19 protein-coding genes and 3 tRNA genes are annotated in these 25,570 nt (G+C 75.2%); 6 read left to right on the top strand and 16 right to left on the bottom strand.

Annotated features, from left to right (window positions below; genetic code table 11):
• Positions 1-454 precede the first annotated feature (454 nt).
• Positions 455-1,906 (bottom strand): xylulokinase, encoded by a 1,452-nt coding sequence (locus ACSU6M_RS11010; protein ID WP_437069143.1) that lies wholly within the window; start codon positions 1,904-1,906, stop codon positions 455-457.
• A gap of 39 nt (positions 1,907-1,945) precedes the next feature.
• Positions 1,946-2,251, bottom strand: coding sequence for a YtxH domain-containing protein (locus ACSU6M_RS11005; RefSeq protein WP_437069142.1), 306 nt, complete (start codon positions 2,249-2,251; stop codon positions 1,946-1,948).
• A gap of 134 nt (positions 2,252-2,385) precedes the next feature.
• Between ACSU6M_RS11005 and ACSU6M_RS11000 the strand changes: the two genes are divergently transcribed.
• The 3 genes from ACSU6M_RS11000 (at position 2,386) to ACSU6M_RS10990 (ending at position 2,801) form a co-directional block, all read left to right on the top strand.
• A tRNA-Asn gene (locus ACSU6M_RS11000) sits at positions 2,386-2,458 on the top strand.
• A 5-nt stretch (positions 2,459-2,463) separates the two neighbouring features.
• Positions 2,464-2,536: transfer RNA gene (locus ACSU6M_RS10995), tRNA-Asn, on the top strand.
• 188 nt (positions 2,537-2,724) lie between these two features.
• Positions 2,725-2,801, top strand: a tRNA-Ile gene (locus ACSU6M_RS10990).
• 36 nt (positions 2,802-2,837) lie between these two features.
• Here ACSU6M_RS10990 and ACSU6M_RS10985 read toward each other — a convergent pair.
• Genes ACSU6M_RS10985 through ACSU6M_RS10975 form a run of 3 tightly spaced genes read right to left on the bottom strand, consistent with a single transcriptional unit; the run spans position 2,838 to position 5,095 of the window.
• Positions 2,838-4,031, bottom strand: coding sequence for an MAB_1171c family putative transporter (locus ACSU6M_RS10985; RefSeq protein WP_437069141.1), 1,194 nt, complete (start codon positions 4,029-4,031; stop codon positions 2,838-2,840).
• Positions 4,028-4,603, bottom strand: coding sequence for an ImmA/IrrE family metallo-endopeptidase (locus tag ACSU6M_RS10980; RefSeq protein ID WP_437069139.1), 576 nt, complete (start codon positions 4,601-4,603; stop codon positions 4,028-4,030). Before ACSU6M_RS10980 ends, ACSU6M_RS10985 begins: the two co-directional genes overlap by 4 nt.
• A 51-nt stretch (positions 4,604-4,654) precedes the next feature.
• Positions 4,655-5,095 (bottom strand): helix-turn-helix domain-containing protein, encoded by a 441-nt coding sequence (locus ACSU6M_RS10975; protein ID WP_437069137.1) that lies wholly within the window; start codon positions 5,093-5,095, stop codon positions 4,655-4,657.
• Between the two features lie 197 nt (positions 5,096-5,292).
• Here ACSU6M_RS10975 and ACSU6M_RS10970 point away from each other — a divergent pair, with 197 nt between their 5' ends.
• Positions 5,293-5,709 (top strand): hypothetical protein, encoded by a 417-nt coding sequence (locus tag ACSU6M_RS10970; protein WP_437069135.1) that lies wholly within the window; start codon positions 5,293-5,295, stop codon positions 5,707-5,709.
• Positions 5,710-5,754: 45 nt separating this feature from the next.
• Here ACSU6M_RS10970 and ACSU6M_RS10965 read toward each other — a convergent pair whose 3' ends face one another.
• The 5 genes from ACSU6M_RS10965 to ACSU6M_RS10945 form a co-directional block, all read right to left on the bottom strand.
• Complete coding sequence (locus ACSU6M_RS10965) at positions 5,755-6,792, bottom strand: rod shape-determining protein (protein ID WP_437069134.1); 1,038 nt, start codon at positions 6,790-6,792, stop codon at positions 5,755-5,757.
• A gap of 203 nt (positions 6,793-6,995) precedes the next feature.
• Complete coding sequence (locus ACSU6M_RS10960; protein WP_437069133.1) at positions 6,996-11,141, bottom strand: SAV_2336 N-terminal domain-related protein; 4,146 nt, start codon at positions 11,139-11,141, stop codon at positions 6,996-6,998.
• 37 nt (positions 11,142-11,178) lie between these two features.
• Positions 11,179-12,186 carry an AAA family ATPase gene (locus ACSU6M_RS10955; protein ID WP_437069131.1) on the bottom strand — a complete coding sequence of 336 codons (1,008 nt, stop codon included), beginning with the start codon at positions 12,184-12,186 and terminating at the stop codon, positions 11,179-11,181.
• 48 nt (positions 12,187-12,234) lie between these two features.
• Positions 12,235-13,890 (bottom strand): trypsin-like peptidase domain-containing protein, encoded by a 1,656-nt coding sequence (locus ACSU6M_RS10950; RefSeq protein WP_437069129.1) that lies wholly within the window; start codon positions 13,888-13,890, stop codon positions 12,235-12,237.
• On the bottom strand, positions 13,887-14,348 hold the full coding sequence (locus tag ACSU6M_RS10945) for a CU044_2847 family protein (RefSeq protein ID WP_437069127.1): 462 nt from the start codon (positions 14,346-14,348) through the stop codon (positions 13,887-13,889). The genes ACSU6M_RS10950 and ACSU6M_RS10945 overlap by 4 nt, the downstream gene beginning before the upstream one ends.
• 206 nt (positions 14,349-14,554) lie before the next feature.
• Here ACSU6M_RS10945 and ACSU6M_RS10940 point away from each other — a divergent pair, with 206 nt between their 5' ends.
• Positions 14,555-18,154 carry a S8 family serine peptidase gene (locus ACSU6M_RS10940; protein ID WP_437069125.1) on the top strand — a complete coding sequence of 1,200 codons (3,600 nt, stop codon included), beginning with the start codon at positions 14,555-14,557 and terminating at the stop codon, positions 18,152-18,154.
• A 239-nt stretch (positions 18,155-18,393) separates the two neighbouring features.
• Here the strand turns inward: ACSU6M_RS10940 and ACSU6M_RS10935 are convergent, their stop codons facing one another.
• From ACSU6M_RS10935 to ACSU6M_RS10920, 4 genes are all read right to left on the bottom strand, one after another.
• Entirely contained in the window at positions 18,394-19,935 is a 1,542-nt protein-coding gene (locus tag ACSU6M_RS10935) for a carboxyl transferase domain-containing protein (protein ID WP_437069123.1), read from the bottom strand.
• Complete coding sequence (locus ACSU6M_RS10930) at positions 19,932-21,374, bottom strand: acyl-CoA synthetase (RefSeq protein ID WP_437069121.1); 1,443 nt, start codon at positions 21,372-21,374, stop codon at positions 19,932-19,934. Before ACSU6M_RS10930 ends, ACSU6M_RS10935 begins: the two co-directional genes overlap by 4 nt.
• Positions 21,375-21,470: 96 nt before the next feature.
• A complete protein-coding gene (locus tag ACSU6M_RS10925; protein WP_437069120.1) occupies positions 21,471-22,088 on the bottom strand; it encodes an O-methyltransferase in 618 nt (205 codons plus the stop codon).
• A gap of 19 nt (positions 22,089-22,107) precedes the next feature.
• Positions 22,108-23,199 (bottom strand): protein phosphatase 2C domain-containing protein, encoded by a 1,092-nt coding sequence (locus tag ACSU6M_RS10920; protein ID WP_437069118.1) that lies wholly within the window; start codon positions 23,197-23,199, stop codon positions 22,108-22,110.
• 148 nt (positions 23,200-23,347) lie between these two features.
• Here ACSU6M_RS10920 and ACSU6M_RS10915 point away from each other — a divergent pair, with 148 nt between their 5' ends.
• Positions 23,348-24,223, top strand: coding sequence for an ATP-grasp domain-containing protein (locus ACSU6M_RS10915; RefSeq protein ID WP_437069116.1), 876 nt, complete (start codon positions 23,348-23,350; stop codon positions 24,221-24,223).
• Here the strand turns inward: ACSU6M_RS10915 and ACSU6M_RS10910 are convergent.
• Both ACSU6M_RS10910 and ACSU6M_RS10905 read right to left on the bottom strand, forming a co-directional pair.
• Entirely contained in the window at positions 24,201-24,800 is a 600-nt protein-coding gene (locus ACSU6M_RS10910) for a hypothetical protein (protein WP_437069114.1), read from the bottom strand. The genes ACSU6M_RS10915 and ACSU6M_RS10910 overlap by 23 nt on opposite strands.
• Entirely contained in the window at positions 24,778-25,566 is a 789-nt protein-coding gene (locus ACSU6M_RS10905; protein ID WP_437075100.1) for an FkbM family methyltransferase, read from the bottom strand. Before ACSU6M_RS10905 ends, ACSU6M_RS10910 begins: the two co-directional genes overlap by 23 nt.
• Positions 25,567-25,570 lie beyond the last annotated feature (4 nt).

The raw sequence follows: 25,570 nt of genomic DNA, 5'->3' as shown, positions 1-25,570 counted from the left end.
GGGCTGGTCGGGCCACCCGCGCCGGGTTGGTGGGTCGCCCGCATCGGGCTGGTCGGATCGCCCCCGGCGGGCCCGTCGGGTTGCCTCCGTCGGGCCGGTCGGGTTGACCGCGTCGGGCCGGTCAAGCTGCCCCTGACGGGTCGGTCGGGCGCCCCGTCGGGCTGGTCAAGCCGACGCATCGGGCCCGTCAGGCCGCCCTCGTCGGGCCGGTCGGTCACCCTCGTCGGGCCGGTCGGGTCGCCTCCGTCGGGTCGGTCGGGTGCCCCGCCGGGCTCGTCAGGCCGCACCCGCCGGGCCCGTCGGGTGACCGCATCGGGTCGGTCAAGCTGCCCCTGACGGGTGGTCCGGCGCCCCCGTCGGGCCCGGTCAGGCCGACGCATCGGGCCCGTCAGGCCGCCCCGCCGGGCTCGTCAGGCCGCCCCCATCGGGCCCGTCAGCAGCCCCACCGTGCCCGTCACGGGCGGAACGCGCCCGGATGGATCTGCTCCCGGACCGACACGAACTGCTGGCGGACCGCCTGGCCCACCGCGAGGTCCTCGCCCGGGTCGAGGATCTGCGCGGCCGCGCCCTGCCAGGCGGGCGGGGTGCGGGGGTCGAGGGTGCCCTGGGAGACGCCGAGCGCCCAGGCGGCCTGCCGGGCGGCGCCGATCGCCGCGTAGTCGGCGGGCTGCGGCACCACCACCCGCGCCCCGAACAGCGAGGGCGCCGCCACCTGCACCGCGGGCAGCTCCGCGGCCGGGCCCAGCAGGAAGATCCGCCGCACCTCCACGCCCCGGCCGCGCAGCACGTCCAGGGCGTCGGCGAGGCCGCACAGCATGCCCTCGAACGCGGCCCGCGCCAGATGCTCCGGCCGCATCGACTCGCGGCGCAGACCGGCGAGCGTTCCGGCGGTGTGCGGCAGCTGGGGGGCGCGCTCGCCCTCCAGATAGGGCAGCAGCACCAGCCCGTGCGCGCCCGGCGTCGACTTCATCGCCAGGTCGGACAGGCTCTCCAGATCGGGCAGGCCGAGCAGTTCGGCGGTGCCGCGCAGGGTCCGTACGGCGTTCAGCGTGGTGACGACGGGCAGGTGCATGCCGGTCGCGTCGGCCAGCGAGGTGATCGTCCCGGTGCCGTCGTGCAGCGGCTCGGGGTGCACGGCCATCACCGACCCGGACGCGCCCAGCGACACCACGGCGTCGCCGAAGCCGACCCCGAGGCCGAACGCGGCGGCCATCGTCTCGCCGGTGCCCGCCGAGATCAGCAGCCCCTCCGGTGTCGTACCGGCCGCCTCCGCGGGCCCGATCACCTCCGGCAGCATCGCCTGGTGACCGAGCGCCAGCTCCACGAGGTCGGGCCGGTAGGCGCCGGTCGCCGCCGACCAGTAGCCGGTACCGGAGGCCCCGCCCCGGTCGGTGGTGCGCCGCACCGGGCGGCCCAGGAGCTGCCACACCAGCCAGTCGTGGGCCTGCATCAGCACGGCGGTGCGCGCGGCGTTCTCGGGCTCGGTCTTCTGCAGCCAGCGCAGCTTGGTGAGGGGGTGCGCGGCCGTGGGGACGCACCCGACGGCCTGGGCCCATGCCTCGCGGCCGCCGAGCGCGTCGACGAGGTCGGCGGCGGCGACCTGGGCGCGCTTGTCGCCGCCGGTCATCGCCGGGCGCACGGTGGCCCCCTGCGCGTCCAGCGGGATCACGGCGCCTGCCTGGGCGGAGACGCCGATGGCCTGGACGCCCTCCAGCAGGCCGCCGCCGGCCGCCTCACCGAGGGAGAGCAGCCATGCCTGCGGGTCCACGTCGCTGGGGCGCGTGTCGTCGGGGCCGTCCACTGGGTGGGGTGCGTAACCCTGCCTCAGTACGGCCCCGGTGTCCGTGTCGCAGACGACGATGCGAGTGAAATCGGGCGAGCTGTCCAACCCGGCGACTATCCCCATGAGGCTAGATTTTGCCGTACCGGGGGGACCACCGGGTGTCTAGGTGTTGCTGGTGCCCCAGTCGTCCTGCTCCGGGTAGGAGCCGTTGCGGTCGCGGAGGTGGCGGACGCGGTCGGCGACGGAGGCCGGGACGCGGTCGCCGACCTTCTCGCTGACCGTGTGGATCGCCTTGCCGGCGAAGTGGCGGCCCTGGTGGGCGGCCGTCTCGGCGGTGTTGCGGACCGCGGGGTTCTGCGCGACCTGGCGAGCGGACTTCTTCAGCTGTTCGTAGCGCTCGCGCCCGGCACGCGTGCCCAGCACGTAACCCAGCGCCAGTCCGGCGACGAACGTGAGCTTGTAGCGCATGGCGGAGCCACCCTTCCGTGGTGGTGGAGTACCGATTGGCGGAGCACCCCCCTGCTTGCGCTAATGTATGTGTCGCAGCGAGCGAGCGCCCCCTGGCGAATACCCAGGTAGGTACGTTCGATGCAACGAGGCATTCCTCCGTAGCTCAATTGGCAGAGCAGCCGGCTGTTAACCGGCAGGTTACTGGTTCGAGTCCAGTCGGGGGAGCTCGGTCCTCCGTAGCTCAATTGGCAGAGCAGCCGGCTGTTAACCGGCAGGTTACTGGTTCGAGTCCAGTCGGGGGAGCATCGTGAACGAGGACCCCGTAGGGGTCCTTTTTCATGTCCGGTTCGGGCCGCGTGGAACCGCCGGGGCACCGGTGGAGTCCTCATGGTCACGAAGGCCGCGGGAAGCCGACCATCCGAGGCAGGAGATCGTATGAGCGGCTATGCTGCGGCAGACGGCGCGCACACATGTACGCGACACGCCGCTATGGGGCGGTAGCTCAGCCGGTTAGAGCAGCGGACTCATAATCCGTCGGCCGTGGGTTCGAGTCCCACCCGCCCCACCAAAGCAGTGCTGCAGGAACGTTCTGACCTGCGTGGCGTCAGTGGCCGGCCGGGACGGTGAGCGTTGCGGCCGTGCTGAGGACCAGTGGGTGCCGGAAGTGGACGGCGAGGAGTTCCAGCCACTGCAGTGGGTCACCGTCGGGGATGCGGCGCTCCACCGGGGGCGCCGGGTTCGCGGTCGGCGCCGGTTCGGGCCGGGCCCGGTCGATGGCGCAGCGCAGGACGACGGCCTCGGTGGCCGCGGCCAGACCCGGGCCGGTGAAGCCCTGGGCGGCGAGCCGCTCCCGTGCGGCCGCCTCCACGGCGGGGCTGCGGTACGGGTCGAGGGCCAGGATCACGTCGCTGATCTCGACGGCGTACCTGTAGAGGACGAGCTCGGACTCGGTGTGCAGGGCGTCCGGCAGCGGCAGCACGACCTCGGGCACGGCGGCGCACAGTGTCCGCCACAGCGGTTCGATCCGGCGCAGTCTGCGGCGTACGGCGCGGGCGTGCCGCCGGTCGGCCACGGCGGGCCAGACGATCCCGGCGCTGGACAGCAGCAGGGAACCGGCCAGCAGGACCTGGGCGGTGGGTGCGACGACGGCGTCCTGGAACAGCACGCTGCCCGAGTCGCGCAGGACCAGGCAGGCGCCCCGGTGCAGGGCGTAGGCGAGGGCGACGGCCGCGCCCGCGCCGATCAGGTGGAGAGAGGTCCGCAGCGGGCCCGGCGGGGCCTGCTCGTGGTGCCGCAGACACGTCACCCCGACCGTGATCACACCCCGCAGCACGAACCCGACGAAGACGGCCCAGTAGACGACCAGCGCCGCCGAATGACCGGTGAACAGCAGGTACTTCTCGCCGCTCGGGCGGGGCACCAGGACGAAGGCCGTGGTCATGGCGGCGGCCGCCAGCGGCAGCGGAAGCCGGTCGCGCGCGCGGCGGCGGACGGGTGCGTCGGCCGGTGCGGACATATGACGCACGAACCCGGTCAGACAGGCGACCGCGGAGATGCCCAGCAGATGACCGAGGAGGCTGGTGCCGCCCTGCACGCCGGTCGCGGCGTCGATCGGGCGGCGCACCGCCGGGACGCCGACCGTGACCGACAGGGTGACCAGGGCGACGACGCCGGCGAGCAGTCGGGAGGGCACGGCCTCCGGGGCGGAGCGGCTGCGCAGGGCCCGGCGGGCGGTCTGCACGGCGAGCGGCCACATCACGAGCAGCAGGACAGCCTCGTACGGTCGTACGGCCGTCACCGGTGGCGCACCTTGCCGAGCGTGCGGGCCCACCGGTCGAGGACGTCGGATCCCTGCGCGGCCAGGGCGGCGGCGCGGGCGGCACAGCCCGTGGACCGCTGATGGATCAGCGTGGCCATCAGTTCGGCCTGCTGCTCCTGGAGTTCGGTGTAGTCGGTGCGGCCACGGGCGAGCAGTCTGCGCACCGTCGCGGGATCGAGGTCGGGGAAGAGGGCCTCCATCCCGGGCAGCGGGCCGTCGCCGTCGGGCTGCGTCCCGTGGCCGAGCAGGAGATGGGCTATCTCGTGCAGGATGATGTGCCGCTGGTGGAAGGCGCTGGTGGTCGTCTCGTAGAAGATGTGGTCGGCCCGGCCGAGGCTGATCCACAGGCCGCAGAGGCCGGCTTCGGCTCCCGCGTCCTGCGGCAGCGGCGACAGGGTCAGCGGTCTGCCGTTCTGCCGCTCGATCGCGGCGCACAGCGCGTCGATCGTCAAGGGCTGCGCGGGGTCCAGAGGCAGGCCGTCCAGGATGCTGTCGCACCGGGCGCGAAAGTCCGCCCAGGTCTCGTCGCGCGACCGACTGCCGTCCCCCATCGTGTCCCCCGACCCCCTCGACGACGTGCCGCGATCATAGCCCGGCAGCTGTCAGGGCTCCCCGGCGTCGCGCTGTCGTGGCTGGTCGGCGGCCTGTTCCACGAGGCCGCGCACCACGTCGAGGCCGCGGGCGCTGAGCGTGGCCACGGCTGCCGCGCGCAGGGCGACCGCTTTCACGTCGTTGGTGCGCATGGCCGTGACGAGGGCGAGCTGGGCCATGGTCCGGTCGGCGACGGCGTCGTCGACGAAGTAGCCCACCGGCACTCCGAAGAAGGCGGCGAGCGCGCGCAGGGTGCCGATGGTGGGGTTGGGTGCCTTGCCGTTCAGCAGCATCGACAACCGGCCCACCGAGAGGGAGACGCCTCCCGCCTCGTCCTCCGCCTTGATGCCGTCGACCACCTCCTGGAGCGTGTGGCGCCTGCCCAGTGGCTGTACATGCTCGAAGAGGTACTCGAGGCGGGCGGCCAGCCGCTGCCCGTCGGTCTCGCTCACGATGGCTCACCTCTCGTGCCTGCGGTCGTGCGGGCATTATCCCGTCTGCTGTGCAGACCCTCTCGCGACAGCACATATATGTGAATCAAGCGAAGGGTAGCCACGATGCCAGCCAGGAGTTGGCGAAAGGATCTTCAATAAAGTGAAAGATGTGGTTAGTGTGGGCGTCCTCGTCAACCGATCGAAGGAGACATCCCATGCCCAAGACGCTCGGGAAGTTCGCGGCTGTGGCGGCCGCGGCGACGGCGGTCGTGGCCCTGTCGGGGAACGCGGCGACCGCCGCGGACGCGGCGTACAACGAGCGGAGCGTGTGGCTGAACGGCAACCCGCAGTCGAGCGACGCCCCCGCGTGCACCTCGCGGACGATCTACCTGGCCTCCGACACCTACAAGTGGATCTCGTACATCGACGGGATCGGCGGCACGGCGTCTCGCGAGATCTATCTGGCCGCGGGCACCTATACCTGGGAGGACTGCATGGCCGCCGCGACCGACTCCTACGTACAGACGTCCCGGCTCAGCAGGTACGGCTCGGCCTCGGCGTACCTCAACGCTCCGAAGCGCTACCTGCCGGCGGGCACCTACACCTTCGGCTCACTGCTCAGCCCGCAGTGATCCGCACACGGGGCGGGCCGGCGTCGGCCGGCCCGCCCCGATGTGTCAGTCGGCCGTCGGTGCCAGTTCCAGGGGCTGGATCCTGCCCTCCAGCATCGCGCCGAGGCCCTGGACGGCGCAGACGTCGGGGCGTTCGGCGATGTGTACCGGCATGCCGGTGGCCTGGCGGAGCATCTGGTCGAGGCCGGGGAGGAGGGCGCTGCCGCCGACCATCATGATGCCTCGGTCGGCGAGGTCGGCGACCAGGTCGGGCGGGCAGTCGCGGAGGACCTTGCCGATGCCGTCCAGGACGGCGGTCAGCGGGGTCTGGATGGCGTCGCGGACGGCTGCCGTGTCCACCTGGACGCTGCGGGCGAGGCCCGTCGCGACGTCGCGGCCGTGGATCTCGGTGGAGGCCGGGCCGTGCGGGGTCAGGCCGTTGCCGGACAGGGCGAGCTGCAGGGGCCGTACGGACTGGCTGGGCAGCATCAGTTCGTGCTCGTGGCGCAGGTGCTGCACGATCGCGTGGTCCACGGCCTCGCCGCCGACCGGGATGCGTTCGGCGGTGACGATCGAGCCGAGGGAGAGAACGGCGACCTGGGTGGCGGCGGCGCCGCAGTCCAGGACCATCGTCGCCTCGGGCCGCTCGACGGGCAGTCCGCAGCCGACGGCGGTGGCGATGAGGGTGTCGACCAGTTCGACGCGGCGGGCGCCGAGGCCGACGAGGGTCTCGATGGTGGCCCGCTGGGCGAGCGGGTCGGCGTCGTGCGGGGTGCAGGCGGCCGCGCGCAGCCGGGGCTTGCGGCGCAGCGAGCGGCGGATCTTGTCGCCGAGCAGGTGGCGCAGCATCCGCTGGGCCATCTCGATGTCGACGACCGTGCCGCCGGAGACCGGGCGGACGACCCGGATGTAGTGCGGGGTGCGGCCCGTCATCTTCTCCGCGAACTCGCCGACCGCGATCAGTGCGCCGGTGCGGGTGTTGACGGCGGCGGCGGAGGGCTGGTCGACGACGAGCCCGGCGCCCTTGACGTACACCCGCGTCCGCGCCGCGCCGAGGTCGACGGCGAAGTGGCAGCGGCGCAGCTGCTCCAGACTGGCGGTCATTGGCAGGTCCTCCCGAGAGCGCAGACCGTGGAGGCCGCCCCAGGGGGGCGGTCCTCGCGGTGGGGCCGCCGGGCCGGCGGGCCGTACACGCATCGTGCGGGGGGCCTGGGGGCGGGCGCCTTCTGGGATGCGCCGGGTGGGGCGCGGCTGAATGGTTGATTTGCCCGATATGTCCGATGTAAGGAATGCGTAAGGAAGCTGGTTCACAGGCTGCGGGCCACGTTCAGGAGCGGGTTCAGCGACGACACCGTGACGTCACAGCCCGTCTCGCGCAGGCGCTGCTCGGCCGTGGGGTTGCGGGCCAGCCCCACGCACGGCACGCCGATCCGGCGGGCCGCGGTCACCTCCGCCGGGGAGGAGGTGATCAGCAGGCCGGTGGCGGCCGGGCGGCCCGCGGCCTCCAGGGCGCGCAGCAGGCACGACGGGTCGGGCATGAGGCGGGTCAGGTCGTCGGTGCGGCCGTGGAGGCCGGCCAGAGGAAGGTCGTAGGGGGCCAGACAGCGGCGGACGGCCTGCTCGCACACGTCCGTGACGACCGCGACCCGGCGGCCCGTGTGGTGGAGGGTGCGGGCCAGCGTGGCCGACCGGTGGGTGGCGGGCGCGTCGGGCACGGCCCGCAGCTCCAGCTCGTCGAGGCGGGCGCGCAGCAGCGGGCCGAGCGGGTCGTGGGCGAACGCGCGCAGCACGTCCAGCGGGTGCGGGAACCCCTCGCGCGGCGACTCGACGCCCAGCGGCCGGCCGGCCAACGCGTCCTCGGGGTCGCGGAGTTCGGCCACGAGCCCGAGCAGGTGCAGCGCCGCCTCGCGGGCGCCCTGCGCCGTGAACAGCCGCGTCAGCGGGCCGTCGAAGCCGAACAGCACCGTCTGCGCGTCGGTCAGCAGCTCCCGCAGCGTGCGCGGCGCGGCGGCCGGCCTCGGCGGGGCGGGCGCCCAGGCGGGAGCCAGCCGCACCGAGCAGCTGACGGCGAGCCCCGGCACCGACCACTCCCGCAGCGCCGCGTTCACCGCGCGCTCGGCACCCGCGGCATGGCGGGGCGCGTGACGGCGGCTGACCCGGCCGGCGGTCTCCTTCAGCAGGACCAGCAGCCGCGGCAGGATCCGGGCCGGACCCCCGTGCACGAACGCCACCGGATCGCACACGTGCCAGGACAGCTCGGCATCGGCCGTGAAGCCGTCCTTGCCGGAGCTGGGCAGGGTCAGCGGCAGTGTCGCCGACTGCGGGGTGAGATCGACCTCGTAGTACGTCGTGGTCCGCCGCTGAACCGGGTCGAGCGGGGCGAGGGGGGCGTCGGGCGGCGCCTGGACGAGCGCGGCCAGGCCGGGGTCGGGGACGGCGAGCGTGCGCGGGTCGCGCACGATGTGGGGCCCGCTCAGCAGGTCCCGCGCCGGCGTCAGCGGCGCCCCGGATTCCCTCAGCAGGCAGTACCAGGACAGCGGCCCCGAGCCCGCCTCGCCGTACAGCGGCCGGAACCGCTGCGGGCTCTGGGCGGCCGAGCTGGCGGCGAACTTCCCGTACAGCCGCGGCGGTACGGCGATCCGGAACGGCGCCCCCACCGGGGGTTCCGGCGCGTCCTGGAACGTCACCGTCAGGGACGGCGCCTCCCGCAGCCCCGCCATGGCCTCGGGCAGGGTGCGCAGGGCGGCGACCAGCACGGGCAGCAGGTCCGCGTCGGGGGCGGTGCGGACGGCGTATCCGTCCTGCCGGACCGTCACCTCGTAGTGCTGCGGGGTGAGCGCGCCACGCGCGAGGGTCTCGTGGACGGCGTTCTCCAGGGCGATACGGGCCTCGGGGCGGCCGGTGAGGGTGTCGGCGGCGATGACGAGGGAGGGGGCGGGGCGGGGGCTGCCGCCCAGTGCGGCGCGGGTGCGCAGCAGGTCGTCCCACAGCCGCAGCAGGCGCTCGCGGGCGGCGCGGGCGGCGGGGCCGGGGACGTCCGGGAGCGGGGTGCCGGTGTCCCACAGGTCCAGGGCCTCGTCGAGCAGCCCGCGGGCCGCGGCGAGGTCGCCGTCCCGCCGCGCCCGTTCCGCCCGCCGGGCCAGGTCCTCGCAGTGGACGAGGTCCACGTGGTCCGCGCTGGTGTGCAGGGCGAAGCCGGCGGTGCCCGTGGCCACGGCCGCGTGCGGGCTGAGGAGCGACCGGAGGAAGTCCGCGGCCCTGGTGACGGCGTCCAGGGGGTCGCGCGGTTCGTCGGCCGGGTCCCACATGCCCGCTCGGAGTTCCTCGGGAGTCACATAGCGGCCGTGCCTCAGCAGCAGCATGGCGAGCAGCGCGCGGACGGCGGGAGGGAGTCCGGGAAGCGGATGACGGCGGTCGCGGTGGATACGCAGGGGACGCAGCACCTGGTAGCCGCGCTGCGGGTACGCCTCGCGGGCCGCCCGCGCCAGGGCCGGATCCATGAGCTCGTCCAGAGCCGGTGTCTCGCCCCGCGACAGCCGGTTCAGCGTCCGCTCGTACGTCGTCCGCAACGGGCGCGGGAGATGCTCGGCCGGCCACCACAGCATCTGCCCCAGCGTCCACAGATCCTGCTCGCGCGCGGCGGCGTCCGTGGGTTGCGGCGCGACGGTGAGCTCCACGCGCCCGTCCGGCAGCAGCACGACCCGGTACGGGTCCAGCCCGTTGTACGCGGTGCCCGCGTCATGCGCCGCCCTGACCGCGCGGGCGAGCTGCGCGCCCACCGACACCAGCACGGGCGGCGGCAGGCGGTGGCCGTTCGGTTCCAGGAGGTCGTACAGCCGTACGCCGTCCAGGTGCTCCGTCCCCGTCAGCCGCCGCACACTCTCCTCGCTGACCGTCGCGAACGCCTCCCCGTCCGCCGGGGTCCGCGTGCCGCCCGCCGCGGGCGTCGAGGCGGTGAACTCGCCCCGCGCCCTCCCGGCCCGGCTGTCGATGAGGGCGCCCACGCGCTCCAGGAGGTCGGTCGTACGCAGGCGGTCCGTACGGGGGACGGCCCGCAGCAGCAGCTCCTGCACGCCGGGGCGGAAGGCGTACGAGCCGGGCGGGCCCACGACGGCGGTGAGCAGGCCGCTGAGGATCAGCTCGGCGAGGTGCTGGGGGCGCGGGTCGGGTTCGAGGGCCGCCTGGACCAGACGCATCACGGGGAGGTGGGGGCGACCGAGGGCCACATGGCCGGCCAGGCGGAACGCCTCCGGGGAAGCCTTGGCGCGAAAGCGCAGGACCAGCTCCTCGGGGGAGAGGTGGGTGAGATCCGTCAGACCGTCCGGGGCCGGCGGGGCGGCGCCCAGCCGGGCGACCGCCGCCGGGTGGGCGGTGCCGCCCGGGGACGCGATCAGCGACGCCCAGTTGGCCAGCCAGGCCGGTTCGGGTTCGAGGACGGGCAGCGGGATGCCGGCCTCGCCGTCCCGTTCCTCGTCGTACGGGGTGAAGGTGAGCGCCGCCGTGGGTGCCGCGGGATACGGGGACGACAGCCGGCCCGCCGTCGTCGGCAACGCCGTGTCGCGCCACAGGTGTTCGGGCAGGGGCTGGACCAGGGCGACCGGCATCCGGCGGGCCCAGTGGCGCAGGGTGTCGTACCAGCCGTCGGCCGCCGGCCCCTTGCGCCACTGCGGGCCCATGCAGTCGCTGACCAGCAGGGTGACCGTACGGCCGTCGGCGGGGCCGCGCGCGGCGTGGCCGCGGACCGTGCCGTCGGGGCCGGCGCGATGCAGCGTGACCGTACGGAAGACACCGGACTGGGCGAGAGCGGTGTGCAGTTCGGCGACCAGGGGGCGCCAGACCGGCATCGTCGGACCGGTGTCGTGGACCAGGTGCAGCCGCAGCCAGCGCTCCCGTGCCGGGCGCAGGACGGGCAGCCATCCCTGCGGGGTCGCGCCCAGGCGGGCGATGCGCTCGGCGGTCGCCCGTTCGTCCAGCTCGTGGCCGGTCGGCGCGTCCGCCCCGCGTTTGAGGGGGCGCAGGGCGCGCTGGAGGCCGAGGGGGTGGCGCAGCATCGGGGGGACGGGCGCGCGGAGGGAGGCGTGCCGGGGTGCCGCGGCGTGGGGGGCGGGGTCGGAGGCGGACGGCGACGGGGCCGGGGCCGGGAGGTGGAGCGGGGCGCGCGGCGGGGGCGGGGGTGTCCCGGCGGGCGCCTCGGGGCGCTGCCGCGGCACCTCGTCCGGCGTGGCCGTGCCGACCGCGTCCCGCGTCCGTCCGGGCGCGTCCGTGTCCTTCGCGTCCGGTGCGCCCGGCGCCTGCTGGGGGTCCCGCGCCTCCCCGTCCGGCATCCGCCCCGCCAGCCACAGCAGTTCCGCCAGCTCGCGCGGCGACGGACGGACGCCGGAACCGCTCGCCTCGGCCAGCACGTCGGCCAGGCGGGCCAGCGGCTCCCGAGGGCCGCAGGAGCCGGCAGGCACCACCCCGTGGGCCGGCCGCCCAGGGGATCCGGAGACGTCAGAAGGCATCGGCCTGCGGGCCCTGTCCGAGGTACGGCATCAGCTGCGCGGCCAGTTCGTCGACGGACTCCGCGCCCAGTTCGGAGGCGCGGGCCAGGTAGATGGCGTTGAGCAGCTGGTCGGTGGCCAGGTCGCCGCCGCCCACGCGGGACAGGAAGCGTTCGATCAGGCGCCGGCCGTGCTCGTCGGGCTCGCCGAGGTGGGCGCGGACGATGTCGGCGAGGTGCCGGTCGTCGGGCTGGGACAGCCGCAGCGTGACGCAGCGGCGCAGGAACGCGGGCGGGAACTCCCGCTCGCCGTTGCTGGTGAGCACGACGAAGGGGAACGCACGGCAGCGCACCCGGCCCCGCGACACCGGCACCCGCTCGTCCGTGCCGTCCGCCAGCACCTCGGCGACCGGCGTGTGCCGGGCGGCGCGCACCAGTTCCGGGATCTCGTACTGGCCCTCCTCCAGGACGTGCAGCAGGTCGTTGGGCAGATCCAGGTCGCTCTTGTCGATCTCGTCGATGAGCAGGGCGCGCGGACGGGCGTAGGGCAGCAGCGCGGTGCCGAGCGGGCCCAGGCGCAGATGGTTCTCGATGCCCGCCTCGCCGGACAGGTCCGGGGACTGCCGGGCGGCGTACAGGCGGGAGAGCGGGTCGTACTGGTAGAGGCCGTCGTTCAGGGTGCTGCGGCTGGTGATGTTCCAGCGCAGCACCGGACCCAGGCGCAGCTCGCGGGCCACCGCGTACGCCAGCGAGGACTTGCCGGTGCCGGGCGGGCCGGTGACCAGCAGCGGGCGGCGCAGATAGAGGGCGGCGTTGACGAGCTGGACGGTCTGCGCGGTCGCCTTGTAGGTCTCCGCGCGGTGGGTGCGGTCCGGGGAGCTCGCGCCGGCGTCGTCGCCGTCGGCGGGAGCCTTCAGCACCGGGCCGCCGTCGAAGGCACGCCACGGCGGCGGGTCGGGCAGCTCGGTGATGCCGTCGTGCGGCTCGCTCGTACCGGTGTAGACGGGCCACAGGGACATGGGGGTTCTTTCTCCGGGGGCTTGTGCTGTCGGGGGCGGGTGGCGGGGTCAGGCGACGGGCGAGTGCAGACAGGCGGCCGGCTCCGGGAAGCAGCGCGGGTCGTCCCACAGCAGCTGGATGTCGTGGGCCCAGTGCCGGCCGGGCTCCTCGGCGGCCTCCGCGGTCTCGCGCAGGGTCAGGACATGGCGGGGCAGCTCCGCGGGCGGCACCCCGGTGACGGACTCGGTGAGCTCGTCGAGGAAGGCGCTGCCCGCGCAGGGGCCGGTGTGCGCGGTGCCCGGGCAGCCGGTGCGCGGCCACAGCAGCACCGGCACGGGCACATTGACGGCGACCTCGAACTGCTCCCGTACGGCGGTCGGCGGGGCGGCGTACGCGGTCAGGCCCGCCTCCAGCTCGCGCAGCCGCTTGCGCAGGCTCGGCGGGCGCTCGGCGGTGCCGCAGTCGACGCGGTGCAGGGCCGTGGTGCCCGCGTCCAGCTTCTGCCACTTCTTGGCGAGCTGGTGGCGCAGCCGGCCGCTGCGGTGCCGCGAGCGGTCGGCGACGACCAGCGGGTACGCGCAGCCCAGCGGCGTCGGGTCGTCGGGGCTGCACTCCCAGCGGGCGACCGGCTCGTTCAGCCACTCGCGGGGCAGGACGAAGGTGATCAGCTCCTCGGCGTCCGGCGCGAGCTGGGTGAACGCCTCGTCGATGCGCTCCTGCACATAGGCGCGCACCCCGCTGCGCGGCAGCCGGCGCGCGCCCACCGGGCGGCGGTGGCCGTCGCGGTAGGCGGACACCTCCACGGTGACCTGGTCGGCACCGGCGCCGCTGTGCTCGATCTCGACGACGATCGGCGCCCAGCCGGCCTCCCCGCCGGAGGGCTCCGGCGGACCGTCCAGCAGCTCCGCCAGCCGGTCGGCGAACCGGGACATCGCCTCCGGCTCCGGCACCTCCCACTGCACATACCTCGCCGCGTGCTCCAGCGAGGAGAACCCGCCGGGCGGCAGCGGCGGCCCGAACGGGCCCACCGCGTCGACGTACAGCCGGTCCGGGTCGGGCCGCGGCCCGCTGCCGCACCCGGCGCGGCGCACCAGCGCGTACAGCCGGCGGCGCGTCTCGGCCGCGTGCCCGTCGGTCGGCACCAGTTCGCCGAGCCCGTCCCAGTAGCGGGCCATGACGTGCGTCGGCAGCATCCGGCCGACCCGCACGCCCCGGCCGCCCGCCACCGCCGACACCATCCCGACCACGCTGCCGTCGGCGAGGGTCACCGCGGCCCCGCTGAACCCCGCCTCCAGCGGCTGCCCGTGCGCGCTCAGCGCCTCCAGCTGCATCCACTCGTCGGAGATCAGCGGTCCGGGCAGGGCGCGGTAGACCGCGAGCATGCCCTCGTCGTAGCCCTTGGGGAAGCCGTACGCGACCAGCTCGGAGCCCTGTTCGGCGCCGGGCGGGGCGAACTCGGCCGGGGCGAGCGGCACTTCGCGGTCCAGTTCCAGTACGGCGAGATCGCCCGGGTCGGCGGCTCCGCCCTGCCAGCCGCCGTGCACGGCGACCGACGCGGAGAGGCGGCCGAGGTCCCGGCTGCCCGGGAAGGTCACGGTGACCGCCGACGTGTCGCTGTGCCGCACCACATGGGCGCAGGTCAGGACGCGGCGCGGGGACACCAGGAAGCCGGCGCCGACCTCCCTGCCGCACTCGATCCGGGCGTACCAGGCGACCTTGCTCATACGCGCCCGTCAGCCCGGTCCGCCTGGCCCGCCTGGTCCGCCTGGTCCGTCTGGCCCGCCTGGTCCGCCTGGTCCGTCTGGCCCGCCTGGTCCGCCTGGTCCGTCTGGCCCGCCGGGCCCGCCTGTTCCGTCCGCTCCGCCCGGCCCGGTGACCAGCTGAGCCGCACGATCAGATGGCCCTCCGCCGCGCCCTTGGCGATGACCGCGCCCGTCTCCGCGCTCAGCTTCACCCCGAACTCCAGCTCCACCGCGTCCGGCCGCAGCGAGCCGTCGCGGAACACGCGCAGCGCGGACTCCGCCGCCGCCCGCACGCCGCCCAGGGCTCCCTCGAAGGTGCGGGCCGCCTGCGCCGGTCCGTCGCCGCGTGACACCAGCCGGGCGCCCGACCCGTCGCCGTCGGCGGCCTCCACCACGATCAGCGCGCCGTCCTCGGTCTTGAACTCCACCAGGTCGTCCATGGCGCCGCCTGCTCCCCCGTGTTGTGCGTGACCTCGTCGAACTCCATTGTTGCGGAGAGAACTTGGCGTTGTCCCGCCGTCCCCACCGGCCGCACGCGCGCGGTGGCGGAAACCCGCCACACCGACGATCCGCCACGTCCCGGCCGGCTCCCGCGCCCCACCCGGCCCCCCACACTGCTGCCACCACTCGACCGAGAGAGGTGGGGATGACCACAGGACCAGTCGGGCGCGCGGCCACCGCCACGGCGGCCGGTATCGCGCTCACGCTGCTGCTGCCGACGGCGGACGCGGGGGCGCGGGGCGAACCCCCGGCCGCCCCGGCCGCCCCGCACAGCGCACAGCACGTCACCCTCGTCACCGGCGACCGGGTGACCGTCACCGACATCGGCGGCGGCAACCGGACGGTGACCGTGCGGCGGCCCGACGGCGCGACCGGCGCCGTGCGCACCCAGACGGTGAACGGCCGCATCACCGTCGTACCGGACGAGGCACTGCCGTATCTGCGCGCGGGCACGCTGGACGAGCGGCTGTTCGACGTCAGCGGGCTGATCCGCCAGGGGCTCACCGACGACCGGGCCGGGCGGCTGCCGCTGATCGTGACCTACGACAGGGGCGCGCGGGCCGCCGTGCCGCGTGGCGCCGAGCGGACGCGGGTGCTGCCCAGTGTGCGCGGGGCGGCCGTGGAGGCGGAGAGGGGGCGGGAGTTCTGGCGGGCGTTCACCCGGCAGGGCGGTCTCGACGAGGTGTGGCTCGACGGACGGGTCCGCGCCGACATGGCCGAAAGCAATGCCCAGATCGGCACCCGCGCCGCGTGGGACGCCGGGCTCACCGGCAAGGGCGTCACCGTCGCCGTCCTGGACACCGGCGTCGACGCCGGCCACCCCGACCTCGCCGGGCGGATCACCGCGTCCCGCAGCTTCGTCGAGGGCGAGGAGGTCGCCGACCGCAACGGGCACGGCACCCACGTCGCCTCCACCGTCGGCGGCAGCGGTGCCGCCTCCGACGGCGCCGAGAAGGGCGTGGCGCCCGGTGCCGAGCTGGTCGTCGGCAAGGTGCTCGGCGACCAGGGCAGCGGCAGCGAGTCGCAGATCATCGCCGGGATGGAGTGGGCCGCCCGCGAGGCGGGCGCCGACATCGTGTCCATGAGCCTGGGCTCCACCGAGCCGAGCGACGGCACCGACCCCATGGCACGGGCCGTGAACGCCCTCTCGGCGGAGACCGGCGCCCTCTTCGTGGTCGCGGCGGGGAACACCGGCGCTCCCTCGTCCATCGGCTCGCCCGGCGCCGCCGACGCCGCCCTGACCGTGGGTGCCGTCGACTCCGCCGACCGGGCCGCCTACTTCACCAGCGCGGGCCCGCGCCACGGCGACAACGCCCTCAAGCCCGACCTCGCCGCTCCCGGCGTCGGCATCCTCGCCGCCCGCTCCGGGCTCACCTCCGGCAGCGGCCCGTACACCTCCATGAGCGGGACGTCGATGGCGACCCCGCATGTCGCGGGCGTGGCCGCGCTGCTCGCCGAGCGGCACCCCGACTGGAGCGGCGCCCGCCTCAAGGACGCCCTGATGTCCACGGCGAAGCCGCTGGAGGCGTCCGTCTACGAGCTGGGCGCGGGGCGGGTGAGCGTGCCGGACGCGCTCAAGGCGCCCCTGACGGCCACCGGCAGTGTGGACCTCGGCTTCCACCGCTGGCCGTACGACACGAACGAGCCGGTCACCAGGACCATCACGTACACCAACTCCACCGCCGCCGACGTGCGGTTGACGCTCTCCGCCACCAGCGAGGTCGCGGTGCTCGCCGACACCGTCCTGACCGTGCCCGCGCACGGCACCGCCTCCACCACCGTCACCGGTGACGCGGCGAAGGCCCCGGTCGGCACCACCGGCGGCCGGATCGTGGCCGTCGCGGACGACGGCACCCCCCTCGCCCGCACCGCGTTCGGCCTGGTCAAGGAGGACGAGCGCCACACCCTCACCGTGCACGTCAAGGACCGTGCGGGCAACGCCGCCGCCGCCGACCTGGTGGTGCAGCAACTCGCCGAGGGCACCGACCCGTTCCCGGCCCGCGTCGGCGCGTCCGGCACCCTCCGGCTGCGGCTGGGACCGGGCACCTACAGCCTCACCTCCTTCCTCGACGTGCGCGGCAGCCGGGGCGCCGACTCGCTGGGCCTCGGCTTCCTCGCCGCGCCCGAGGTCGTCCTGGACCGCGACCGCGAGGTCACCCTGGACGGGCGGCGGCTGCGGGAGCTGCGGGCCGAGGTGGACCGGCGGACCGAGCGGCGGCAGCTGGTGATGGAGTACGTCCGTGAGGCGCACGGCTCCGAGCTGTTCGGCGCGGTCATGGTGCCGCTGGCGTACGACAGCGTCTTCGCCGCGCCCACCTCGCCCGTCGCCCAAGGGCTGTTCGAGTTCCGGACCGTGTGGCGGCTGGGCCGGCCGCTGCTTCAGGTGCGGGGCGTGCGGGACGCGGTCGTGCAGCCCGGCGGCACGCTGATCGAGGGACGCAGCAGGCTGCCCCTGGTGGACGCGGGGGACGGGTCGTTCGGCGGGGCGCGGGGCAGGGCGGCGCTGGTCCGCCTCACCGACGGCACCGAGCCGGCGGCGCTCGCCCGGGCCGCCCAGGAGGCGGGCGTGCGGGCGCTGTTCGTCACCGACGACCGGCCCGGACGGCTGAACGCCTGGTGGGGCGCCGACGACGGCACCGACCGGCCCCTGCAGATCGCCACCGTCGACACCGCCGACGCGGCCCGGCTGCGCGCGGCCGCAACCGTCGACATGACCGGCACGCGCGACACGCCGTACGTGTACGACCTCGCGCAGGGGCACCGGGAGGCGATCCCCGACCGCGACCTCACCTACCGGCCCGGCGAGGAGGAACTGGCCGTGCTGGACACCCGGTTCCACGCCGTGCGGCCGGGGGACGGCGGCGAGTTCCGGTACTCGATCACCGACGCCTTCCCCATCGGGCTCGGGTTCCTGGAGCGCGTCGGGCTGCCGGGCGAGCGGACCGACATCGTCTCCACCGGTCCGGGGCAGCGCTGGCACGAGTCGGTGACCATGGCGGACGGGGCGCTGGAGCAGCGCGGCGGACTGGTCCGGTACCGGGGCGGCACGCACCGGGAGCTGGCGTGGTTCCGGCCGGTGTGGCATCCGTGGCTCGGGACCGGGCTGGGCTGGGGGCAGACGCGGCGCGGTGGGCAGATGCGGTTCAACACGCCCGGCTGGGGCGACTCCGGGCCCGACCACACCGGCTTCGGTGACGTGTGGAGCGAGGAGAGCGGGATGTCCCAGTCCACGGCGCTGTACCTGGATGGCGAACTCGTCGACCGGGGGCGGGGATCCACCGCGTATCTCTGGGAGGCGCCCGCCGACGAGCGCACCTACGAGGTCGTCACCGACACCGCGCTGGACGCCGGGCGCTGGGAGCTCGCCGTCCGGGGGCGCGCCGAGTGGACGTTCCGGTCGGCGGCCACGCCCGAGGACCGGGAGACCGTGCTGCCGCTGATCAACCTCGCCTTCGACCTGGACACCGACCTCGCGGGCGACGTGCCCGGCGGGCGGCGGGTGCGCGTCGGGATCGGCGCGGAGTACGTCGCGGGGGCCGAGGGCACCGGGAGCATCGGCGGGGGCTCGCTGGAGGTGTCGTACGACGACGGGGAGACCTGGCGGGCGGTGGACCTGGACCGCTCCTGGCGCGGGGTGCTCGACGTGCCGGCGGACGCCGCGTACGTGTCCCTGCGGGCCTGCGCGCGCGACGACCGGGGCGGCTCCGTGACGCAGGAGATCATCCGGGCCGCGGGCGTGCGCTGAACGCGGACGGCGCCGCCTCCCTGGGACGGGGAGGCGGCGCCGCCGTGCGTTCTCGGACGATGCTCAGACCAGCCAGCCGATGAAGTGGACGAGGCCGGCGAGGACGTCGGTGAGAAGGTTCATGATCGTGCTACTCCTTGCGGATCTGCTGAGATGTGGGACCTGCGCGTCAACTACGGTCTGCAGCCCGTCACTTGCGCACAGTGAGTATCTCCCGTCCCGTGGGCCCCGATTGACCCTCAGGGGTGACGATCACCTGTTCCAGGGAACAACTGATCCCCTGTTCGGATCAGCCCCAGCGCCGCCAAGTCCTGGGGGCGCAGGCGCAGTTGGTCCGCCGTCGCCTCGATCTGGTCCGGCGGGCGCTTGAGGATCGCGGCGGCGAGCTCCGGGGCGATGACGGAGAAGTAGCTGTCCGGCGTGGCCCAGGTGTTGCCGGGCGCGGCCAGCGCCAGCGCACCGCCCGAGCCGCCCTCGCCGATCACCAGGGTCGTCACCGGCGTCCGCGCGCCCGCCACCGCGGCGAACAGCTCCGCGATCGCCGCGCCCGCCCCCTGCCGCTCGGCGTCGGCGTCGTTCGCGGCGCCCGGAGTGTCCACCAGCGTCAGCACGGGGATGCCCAGCCGGTCCGCGAGCCGGATCAGCCGGGTCGCCGTGCGGTACCCGGCCGGGCGGGTGGGCGTGCCGCACTGGGCGGCGTAGGCGACCGTACGGCCGTCGTGCGTGCCGAACCCGCACAGCACGCCGGGGTCCGTGCCGCCGCAGCGGTCGCCGACGACCGCCACCCGGTCGGTGAAGTAGGCGTCCAAGTACGCCTGGGCGCGGGGGCGTTCGGGGGCGCGGGCGCGGCGGACCGCGTCCCGGCCGTCGCGCGGCAGCTCAAGCGCCCCGAGCGGCCGCGGCGGGGGAGCGGGCTCGTCCGAGGGCGCCGTCAGCAGGCGCAGCCAGCGGCCCAGCGTCCCGCGCAGCTCCCGCGGCCGTACGACCGCGTCGGCGGCGCCCGCCGCGACCTGCGCCTCGGCGGTGTACGCGGCCGGGTCGGCGTCCGCCGGACGCACCCGGGAACCGGCGAAGCCCACCTGGGCGCCGGACAGCGCGAGGATCACGTCGGCGCCCGCGCCCAGCGTGGCCCAGCCGCCGCCGGTCGTCGGATCGCGCAGGACCGCGATCTGGGGGAGCCCGGCCTCACGGGTGAGCACCGACTGGCGGGCCACGCGCTGGAGCTGGGTCAGCGCGACCATGCCCTCCTGCATGCGGCTGCCGCCCGTGGCGATCAACGGCACGACCGGCAGGCGGTGTGCGCGGGCGTGCGCGTGGGCCGCCGCCAGGCGGTCGCCGGTGCTCTCGCCCAGCGAGCCGCCCAGGAAGCCGAACTCGAAGGAGATCAGCACGGCTTGCGTTCCCTCGACGCGGGCGGTGCCGCAGACCACGGACTCCGGCTCGCCGGTGCGCTCGGCGGCGCGGGCGCGCGCGGCGTCGTAGCCCTGCCAGGACAGCGGACCGTCGGGGGCGGGGGTGCGGGCGGGCGGCGGGAGTTCGGTGAAGCTGCCCTCGTCGGCGACCAGGGCGATGGCCTGGCGGGCGGTGAGGCGGGCGGCGGGCGCGGTCGGCTCGGGCCTGCCGGCAGTCTCGGTGCCGCCCGGCGGGTCGGTCCTGCCGGGCGGGTCGGTCCTCCCGGTGCTCTCGGTGTTCCCGGTGGCCTCGGTCTTCCCGGCGCTCCCGGTGTTCCCGCCGGCCTCGGTGTTCCCGGTCGTCTCGTTCCTCCGGTTCCGCTCGGTCATGAGGACAGCGCCCGCTTCATGATCTTGCCCATGTCGTTGCGCGGCAGGGCGTCGAGGTGCCGGACGACGCGGGGCCGCTTGTGCGGGGCGAGGCGGCGTGCGACATGGTCGGCCAACTCGTCGAGCGTGGGCGGCGCGTGCGGGTCGGAGGGCACCACCCAGGCGACGATCCGCTCCCCGAGATCCGGATCGGGCTCCCCGGTGACGGCGGCCTCCCGTACCCCCGGATGGTCGAGCAGCGCGTTCTCGATCTCACCCGCCCCGATCTTGTAACCGCCGCTCTTGATGAGGTCGGTGGCCTTGCGGCCGACGATCCGGACGGAGCCGTCGGGTTCGCGCACCGCCATGTCGCCGGTGCGGAAGAAGCCGTCGGCGGTGAAGGCGGCGGCGGTGGCGTCGGGGCGGTTGAGGTACTCGGTGAACAGGTTCGGGCCGCGCACCTGGATCTCGCCGACGCTCTCCCCGTCGTACGCCGTGAGCTCGGAGCCGTCCTCCTCCACCAGCCGCAGCTCCACCCCCGGCAGCGGCACGCCGACCGTTCCGGCGCGGGCCTCGCCGTCGGCGCGGACGCTGGTGTTCATGAGCGTCTCCGTCATGCCGTACCGCTCGATCACCCGGCGCCCGGTCGCGGCGGCGATCCGCTCGTGGTCGTGCACCGGCAGCGCGGCCGACCCCGACACCAGCAGCCGGGCGCCCGCCAGCGCCTCGGCCAGCTCCCGGTCGCCGGGAAGCGCCTGCGCGATGCGGTGGTACATGGTCGGCACGCCGAACAGCATGGTCGCCCCGGAGGCCAGCTCCCGTGCCACGCCCTCCGGGGAGAACCGGCCCAGATGGCGCACGTTCCCGCCGCGCCGCAGCGGGCCGAGGACGCCCAGCACCAGCCCGTGCACATGGAACAGGGGGAGTCCGTGCACCAGCACATCGGCGTCCGTCCACCGCCAGGCGTCCGCCAGCGCGTCCAGCGTCGAGGCCACGGCCCGGCGCGGCAGGACGGCGCCCTTGGGCGGGCCCGTGGTGCCGGAGGTGTAGACGATCAGGGCGGGGGCGTCGTCGCCCACGGCGGCCTCGGGCCGGGGGCCCGGCCGGGAGGGGCCGACGTCCACGCGCTCCACCCGCGCCGGCACCGCGGGCAGGTCGGCGCCCGGCGCGGCGAGGACGACGTCCGGGCGGCTGTCGGCCAGGATGTGCGCCAGCTCCTGCGCGCCCGACCTCGGGTTCAGCGGCACCAGCGGCAGCCCGGCGAGCAGCACCCCCACCGCCCCCACCGCCGTCTCCAGCTCCGGCGTCGCCCACACCGCGACCCGCCCGGCCCCGGCCACCCGCGCCGCGACCCCACCGGCCGCCGCCGCGAGCCCGGCGTACGTCAGCGACCGCTCCCCGAACCGGAGCGCTTCACGCTCCCCCGGACCATGGGCGAGCGCGGGAAAGAGTGAGTTCACGCGGGGCACTCCTTGACGTCGGGAACCGTCGGGGACGACACCCCCCGTCCTACCCCACCCACCTCGCCCCGCCCCGGACCCCAGCCGTGACACCGGTCACCGAACACCCTCCACCAGCCGCCGTCTGCCCACCACGACCCCCAGATCGCACGCGAGCCGCAGCTCGACGGCGTCCAGCGCCGGGTGGGTCAGCCAGTGCAGTCGGGCCTGGTCCGGGCGGCCGTCGTGCAGCGGCGGCCAGGCGGTGGCCGGGGTGAAGTCGTCCACGACGACCGTGCCGCCCGGCGTGAGGAGCCGGCCCACGTCGGCGGGCGGGTCACCGGGCGCCTTGCCCTGGCCGCCGCCGTCCAGAACGAGCAGGTCGAACGGGCCGTACTTCTCGATGCGCCGCCAGTCGCCGTGGAGCACCCGGACATCGGGCCGGTCCGCGAAGACGGCGGCGGCCGCGCGGGCCCGCTGCGGATCGCGCTCCACGCTCACCAGCCGCACCCCCTCGCCCGCGCCCGAGGCGAGCCAGGCCAGCCCGACGCCGAGGCCGGTCCCGGTCTCCCCGATCACCCCCCGCGCCCCGCCCGCCAGGGCGTGCAGCAGACGGCCCTGTTCGGGGCGGCAGGAGTACGGGAAGCCGTGGGCGCGGGCGGCGGCGAGGGCGCGGGCGACCAGCGGGGGCAGCGGACCGGCGGTGGTGTGCGCGGCTGTTCCGGAGAGGGACATGCCGCCGATCCTGCCCCGGTCAGGCGGTGGCCTCCACCACGTCCGCCACCACGCAGCTGACGTTGTCCGGGCCGCCTGCCCGGTTCGCCGCCTCGGTCAGGGCGCGGGCCGCTTCGGCGGGGCCGGGAGAGGCGGTCAGGAGGTGGCGGATGCGGTCGTCGGGGACGGTGGTGGACAGGCCGTCGGAGCACAGGAGGTAGCGGTCGCCGGGGCGGGCCTCGTGGAGGCGGAGGTCGGGCAGCGGTTCCGGGCCGGACGACAGGGACTTCAGCAGGAGGAAGCGCTGGGGGTGGGACTCCGCCTCCTCCTCGATGAGGCGGCCCTCGTCCAGGAGGGACTGGACCACCGTGTGGTCGTGGGTGATGCGGAAGAGGGCGCCGTCGCGCAGGACGTAGGCGCGGGAGTCGCCGATGTGGGCCAGGGCCAGGGCGGAGCCCGTCCAGAGCATCGCCGTGAGGGTGGTGCCGGTGCCCTCCGGCCCCGTCTCCCGCGGCCCCGCGGTCTCCCGTACCGCACGGTTCGCCTCGCGGACCGCGTCCTCCAGCAGGTCGAGGACACTGCCGGACGGCGCCTCGGGCGTGTCCAGCGCCGCCAGGGCCCGTACGGCGGCGTCGCTCGCACTCCCGCCGCCGGGGCCGTAGCCGTCGGCCACGGCCAGGAGGCGGCGCCCCGCGTAGGCGGCGTCCTGGTTGGCGGGGCGCACCAGGCCCCGGTCGGAGTGGGCGGCGTAACGCAGTTCCAGCATGACGGTGTCCTCCCGTGCAGGGGTCGACAAATGATCGACGAGGAACGCGGCCAGGTCCCGCCGTACGGCCGTCTCGGCCTCCACGCGCGCCCAGTGGGCGCGGATCTCGGCGGCCGCGGCCCCCGGATCGCGCGAGGCGAGGTCGCAGACCTCGCGGATCAGCGCCAGCGGCATCCCCAGCCGCCTTAGCCACGCCACGAGCCGGGCCCGCCGCAACTGTCCGAGCGCGTAGTAGCGGTACCCGGTGTCCGGGTCCACCCGCGCCGGGCGCAGCAGCTCCAGGTCGTCGTACAGCCGCAGCGCCTTCGGCGACAGCCGGCTCGCCTTCGCGAAGGCACCGATCGTCAGCAGATCCGTCTCGTGCACAGCACCACGACCCCGTCCGTCCTCGTCCGTTCCGCCACCGATGCTGGGGCTTCACCGAAGGGGAAGGTCAAACGGCGTGCCGCGGTTGCGGCCCGGCCGGTTAGCCTGCCCCGAGCCCGTACCGTCACCCGAGGAGAGGTCGCCCGCCGTGCCCCGAATAGCGCTCGTCACCTACGACCCCCGGCCGGAACCGAGCAAGGACGCCGATCTGCCCGTGCTGCTGCGCGAGCTGACCGCGGCCGGCGCCGAGGCGTACGCCGAGCACTGGGACGACCCCCGCGCCGACTGGGCCTCCTACGACCTCGCCGTGATCCGCTCCACCTGGGACTACAGCTGGCGGGCCGAGGAGTTCACCGCGTGGCTGGAGCGCTGCGGCAAGCTGACCCGGCTCGCCAACCCGGTGGACGTCGTGCGCTGGAACGCCGACAAGCGCTACCTCGGACAGCTCGCCGACGCCGGCGTGCCCACCGTCCCGACCGCCTATCTCGCCCCCGGCGACCCGGTCGCCCTCCCCGACGGCCACGAGTACGTCGTCAAGCCGACCTCCGGCGCCGGCGCCCGCTTCGCCGCCCGCTACACCCCCGGCGAGCACACCACCGCCGTACGGCATGTGGAGCGCATGCACGCCGAGGGACTGACCGCGATGGTGCAGCCGTACATGCGCGGCATCGACACCGCAGGCGAGCGGGCGCTGCAGTTCTTCGGCGGCCGGCTGCTGCACGCCAGCCGCAAGCGTGCCGTCCTCGCGCCCGGCACGCCCTATGACGCGGACAAGCAGCCGCACCCCGGACTGACCGCCTGGCAGCCCACGCCGGCCGAACTCGCGGTCGCGGAGAAGGCGTTGGCCGCCGTGCCGGGCGCGCCCGAGCTGCTCTACGCCCGCGTCGACCTGGTCGACGGCGAGGACGGCGAGCCCCGGCTGATGGAGCTGGAGCTGGTCGAGCCGAACCTGTTCCTGGGGCTGCACCCGGATTCGGTGCCGCACGTGGTCCGCGCGATCCTCACCGCCGCTCCGGCCGTCTGACCGCCGTCCGCTGCAACAGCCCCCACGTGAACTCGGCGACCACCTCATGGCGTACGCCGCTCGCGTCGGGGGCGGTGAAGGCGAGGCCCCAGCGGGTGGGGGCGGTGCCCTCCAGGGGGCGGGCCGGGGCGAAGGCGCGGGCGGCCTCGTCGACCGTGCAGGACCAAGGGGTCAGGTCCTCCAGGGTGTGCAGCGCCGGTCCCTGTGCTCCGGGCGCGCGGACCAGCCACTCGTTCCACACCGCCCCGTTCGGGGCCAGCAGCACCTCCAAGCGCAGATCGGGCCAGAGGGGGAGGGGCCAGAGCCGGGCCTCGCAGTCCAGGTCGCCGATGCGGCGGGGGGTCGTGGACTCGGGGCTGCCGAGGATCTGGCGGTAACGGGCGGCGGAGGATCGGGCGCGCGGAGATCTGACCATCGCCTGCCAGCGCTTGTTGGCCTCCCGCATCCGCGCGAGCGGGACGCCCAGCGCGCGGCGGGCGTCCTCCACCAGGTCCGGATTGTGGTCGGCCATGCGGCGCAGCAGCACCAGCTGGAGGTCCAGAGGGCCGAACGGTTCAGCTGACGGCATGCGTCCCATCGTCGCGCACCCCGGCCCGCCCCGGACGGCGGCCGTCCGGCAGGAACAGCACCGAGTTGACGTACCGCGGCCGGTGGCCCAGCGGCAGGACGCGGCGCAGCAGGCCGTGGGAGGCGACATGGGCGGTGCGGGCCTGGTGGTGCTCCAGCGGGAAGGACTCCAGCGTCACCCAGCGGTCCGACGGCATCACCCAGCCGTCGTAGCCGAGCAGCCGCAGATACGTCACCACCGGGGTGACCGGCTGGATCCGGGACTCCAGTTCCACGAGCAGGGCCGGGCGGTCGCGGGTCAGCAGCGCGGTCGCACCGCGCAGCACCGCCAGCTCGCTGCCGTCCACGTCGACCTTGATGAAGCCGACCTCGCGCAGCCCTAAGTCGTCCAGCGCCACCACCCGTACGGGCAGGGCGCGGGCGTGGATGTCCCGCCGTACCAGCGAGGACACGCCCCGGTCGCCGGTGTCGCCCGGCGGCAGCCACAGCCGGGCCGTGCCGGGGCGGTCGCCGGCGGCGGCCTGGATCACCCGGACGTTCGCCGGGACCGTCGCCGCCAGCAGCCGCGCCAGGTGCGGCACCGGCTCCACGGTCACCACCCGGCGGGCCGGCCGGGACAGCCGGCGTGTCCAGGGGCCGTACCAGCCGCCGACGTCCACCGCCGTGCCGCAGCCGGCCGGACAGAAGTCGTCGAGACGCGCCAGCTCCGGCTCGAACCGCGGGTACACCGCCCGCGCGACGGCCCCGACCAGCCGCGGCGGGAGGTGCGGCACCAGCCTG

Source organism: Streptomyces sp. enrichment culture (assembly GCF_964272895.1).
In the GTDB taxonomy this organism is placed as follows: domain Bacteria; phylum Actinomycetota; class Actinomycetes; order Streptomycetales; family Streptomycetaceae; genus Streptomyces.
Note: the sequence above shows the minus strand (reverse complement) of the source record. Positions and strands in the feature narration are given on the sequence as shown.

What these genes read in the sequence shown, in the direction of transcription:
- ACSU6M_RS10950 (WP_437069129.1), bottom strand. Translation starts at nt 13,890, where the DNA reads ATGAGCAAGGTCGCCTGGTACGCCCGGATCGAGTGCGGCAGGGAGGTC.
- ACSU6M_RS10925 (WP_437069120.1), bottom strand. Translation starts at nt 22,088, where the DNA reads ATGTCCCTCTCCGGAACAGCCGCGCACACCACCGCCGGTCCGCTGCCC.
- ACSU6M_RS10965 (WP_437069134.1), bottom strand. Translation starts at nt 6,792, where the DNA reads ATGACCGCCAGTCTGGAGCAGCTGCGCCGCTGCCACTTCGCCGTCGAC.
- ACSU6M_RS10945 (WP_437069127.1), bottom strand. Translation starts at nt 14,348, where the DNA reads ATGGACGACCTGGTGGAGTTCAAGACCGAGGACGGCGCGCTGATCGTG.
- ACSU6M_RS10935 (WP_437069123.1), bottom strand. Translation starts at nt 19,935, where the DNA reads ATGACCGAGCGGAACCGGAGGAACGAGACGACCGGGAACACCGAGGCC.
- ACSU6M_RS10955 (WP_437069131.1), bottom strand. Translation starts at nt 12,186, where the DNA reads ATGTCCCTGTGGCCCGTCTACACCGGTACGAGCGAGCCGCACGACGGC.
- ACSU6M_RS10940 (WP_437069125.1), top strand. Translation starts at nt 14,555, where the DNA reads ATGACCACAGGACCAGTCGGGCGCGCGGCCACCGCCACGGCGGCCGGT.
- ACSU6M_RS10970 (WP_437069135.1), top strand. Translation starts at nt 5,293, where the DNA reads ATGCCCAAGACGCTCGGGAAGTTCGCGGCTGTGGCGGCCGCGGCGACG.
- ACSU6M_RS10980 (WP_437069139.1), bottom strand. Translation starts at nt 4,603, where the DNA reads ATGGGGGACGGCAGTCGGTCGCGCGACGAGACCTGGGCGGACTTTCGC.
- ACSU6M_RS11010 (WP_437069143.1), bottom strand. Translation starts at nt 1,906, where the DNA reads ATGGGGATAGTCGCCGGGTTGGACAGCTCGCCCGATTTCACTCGCATC.
- ACSU6M_RS11005 (WP_437069142.1), bottom strand. Translation starts at nt 2,251, where the DNA reads ATGCGCTACAAGCTCACGTTCGTCGCCGGACTGGCGCTGGGTTACGTG.
- ACSU6M_RS10910 (WP_437069114.1), bottom strand. Translation starts at nt 24,800, where the DNA reads ATGGGACGCATGCCGTCAGCTGAACCGTTCGGCCCTCTGGACCTCCAG.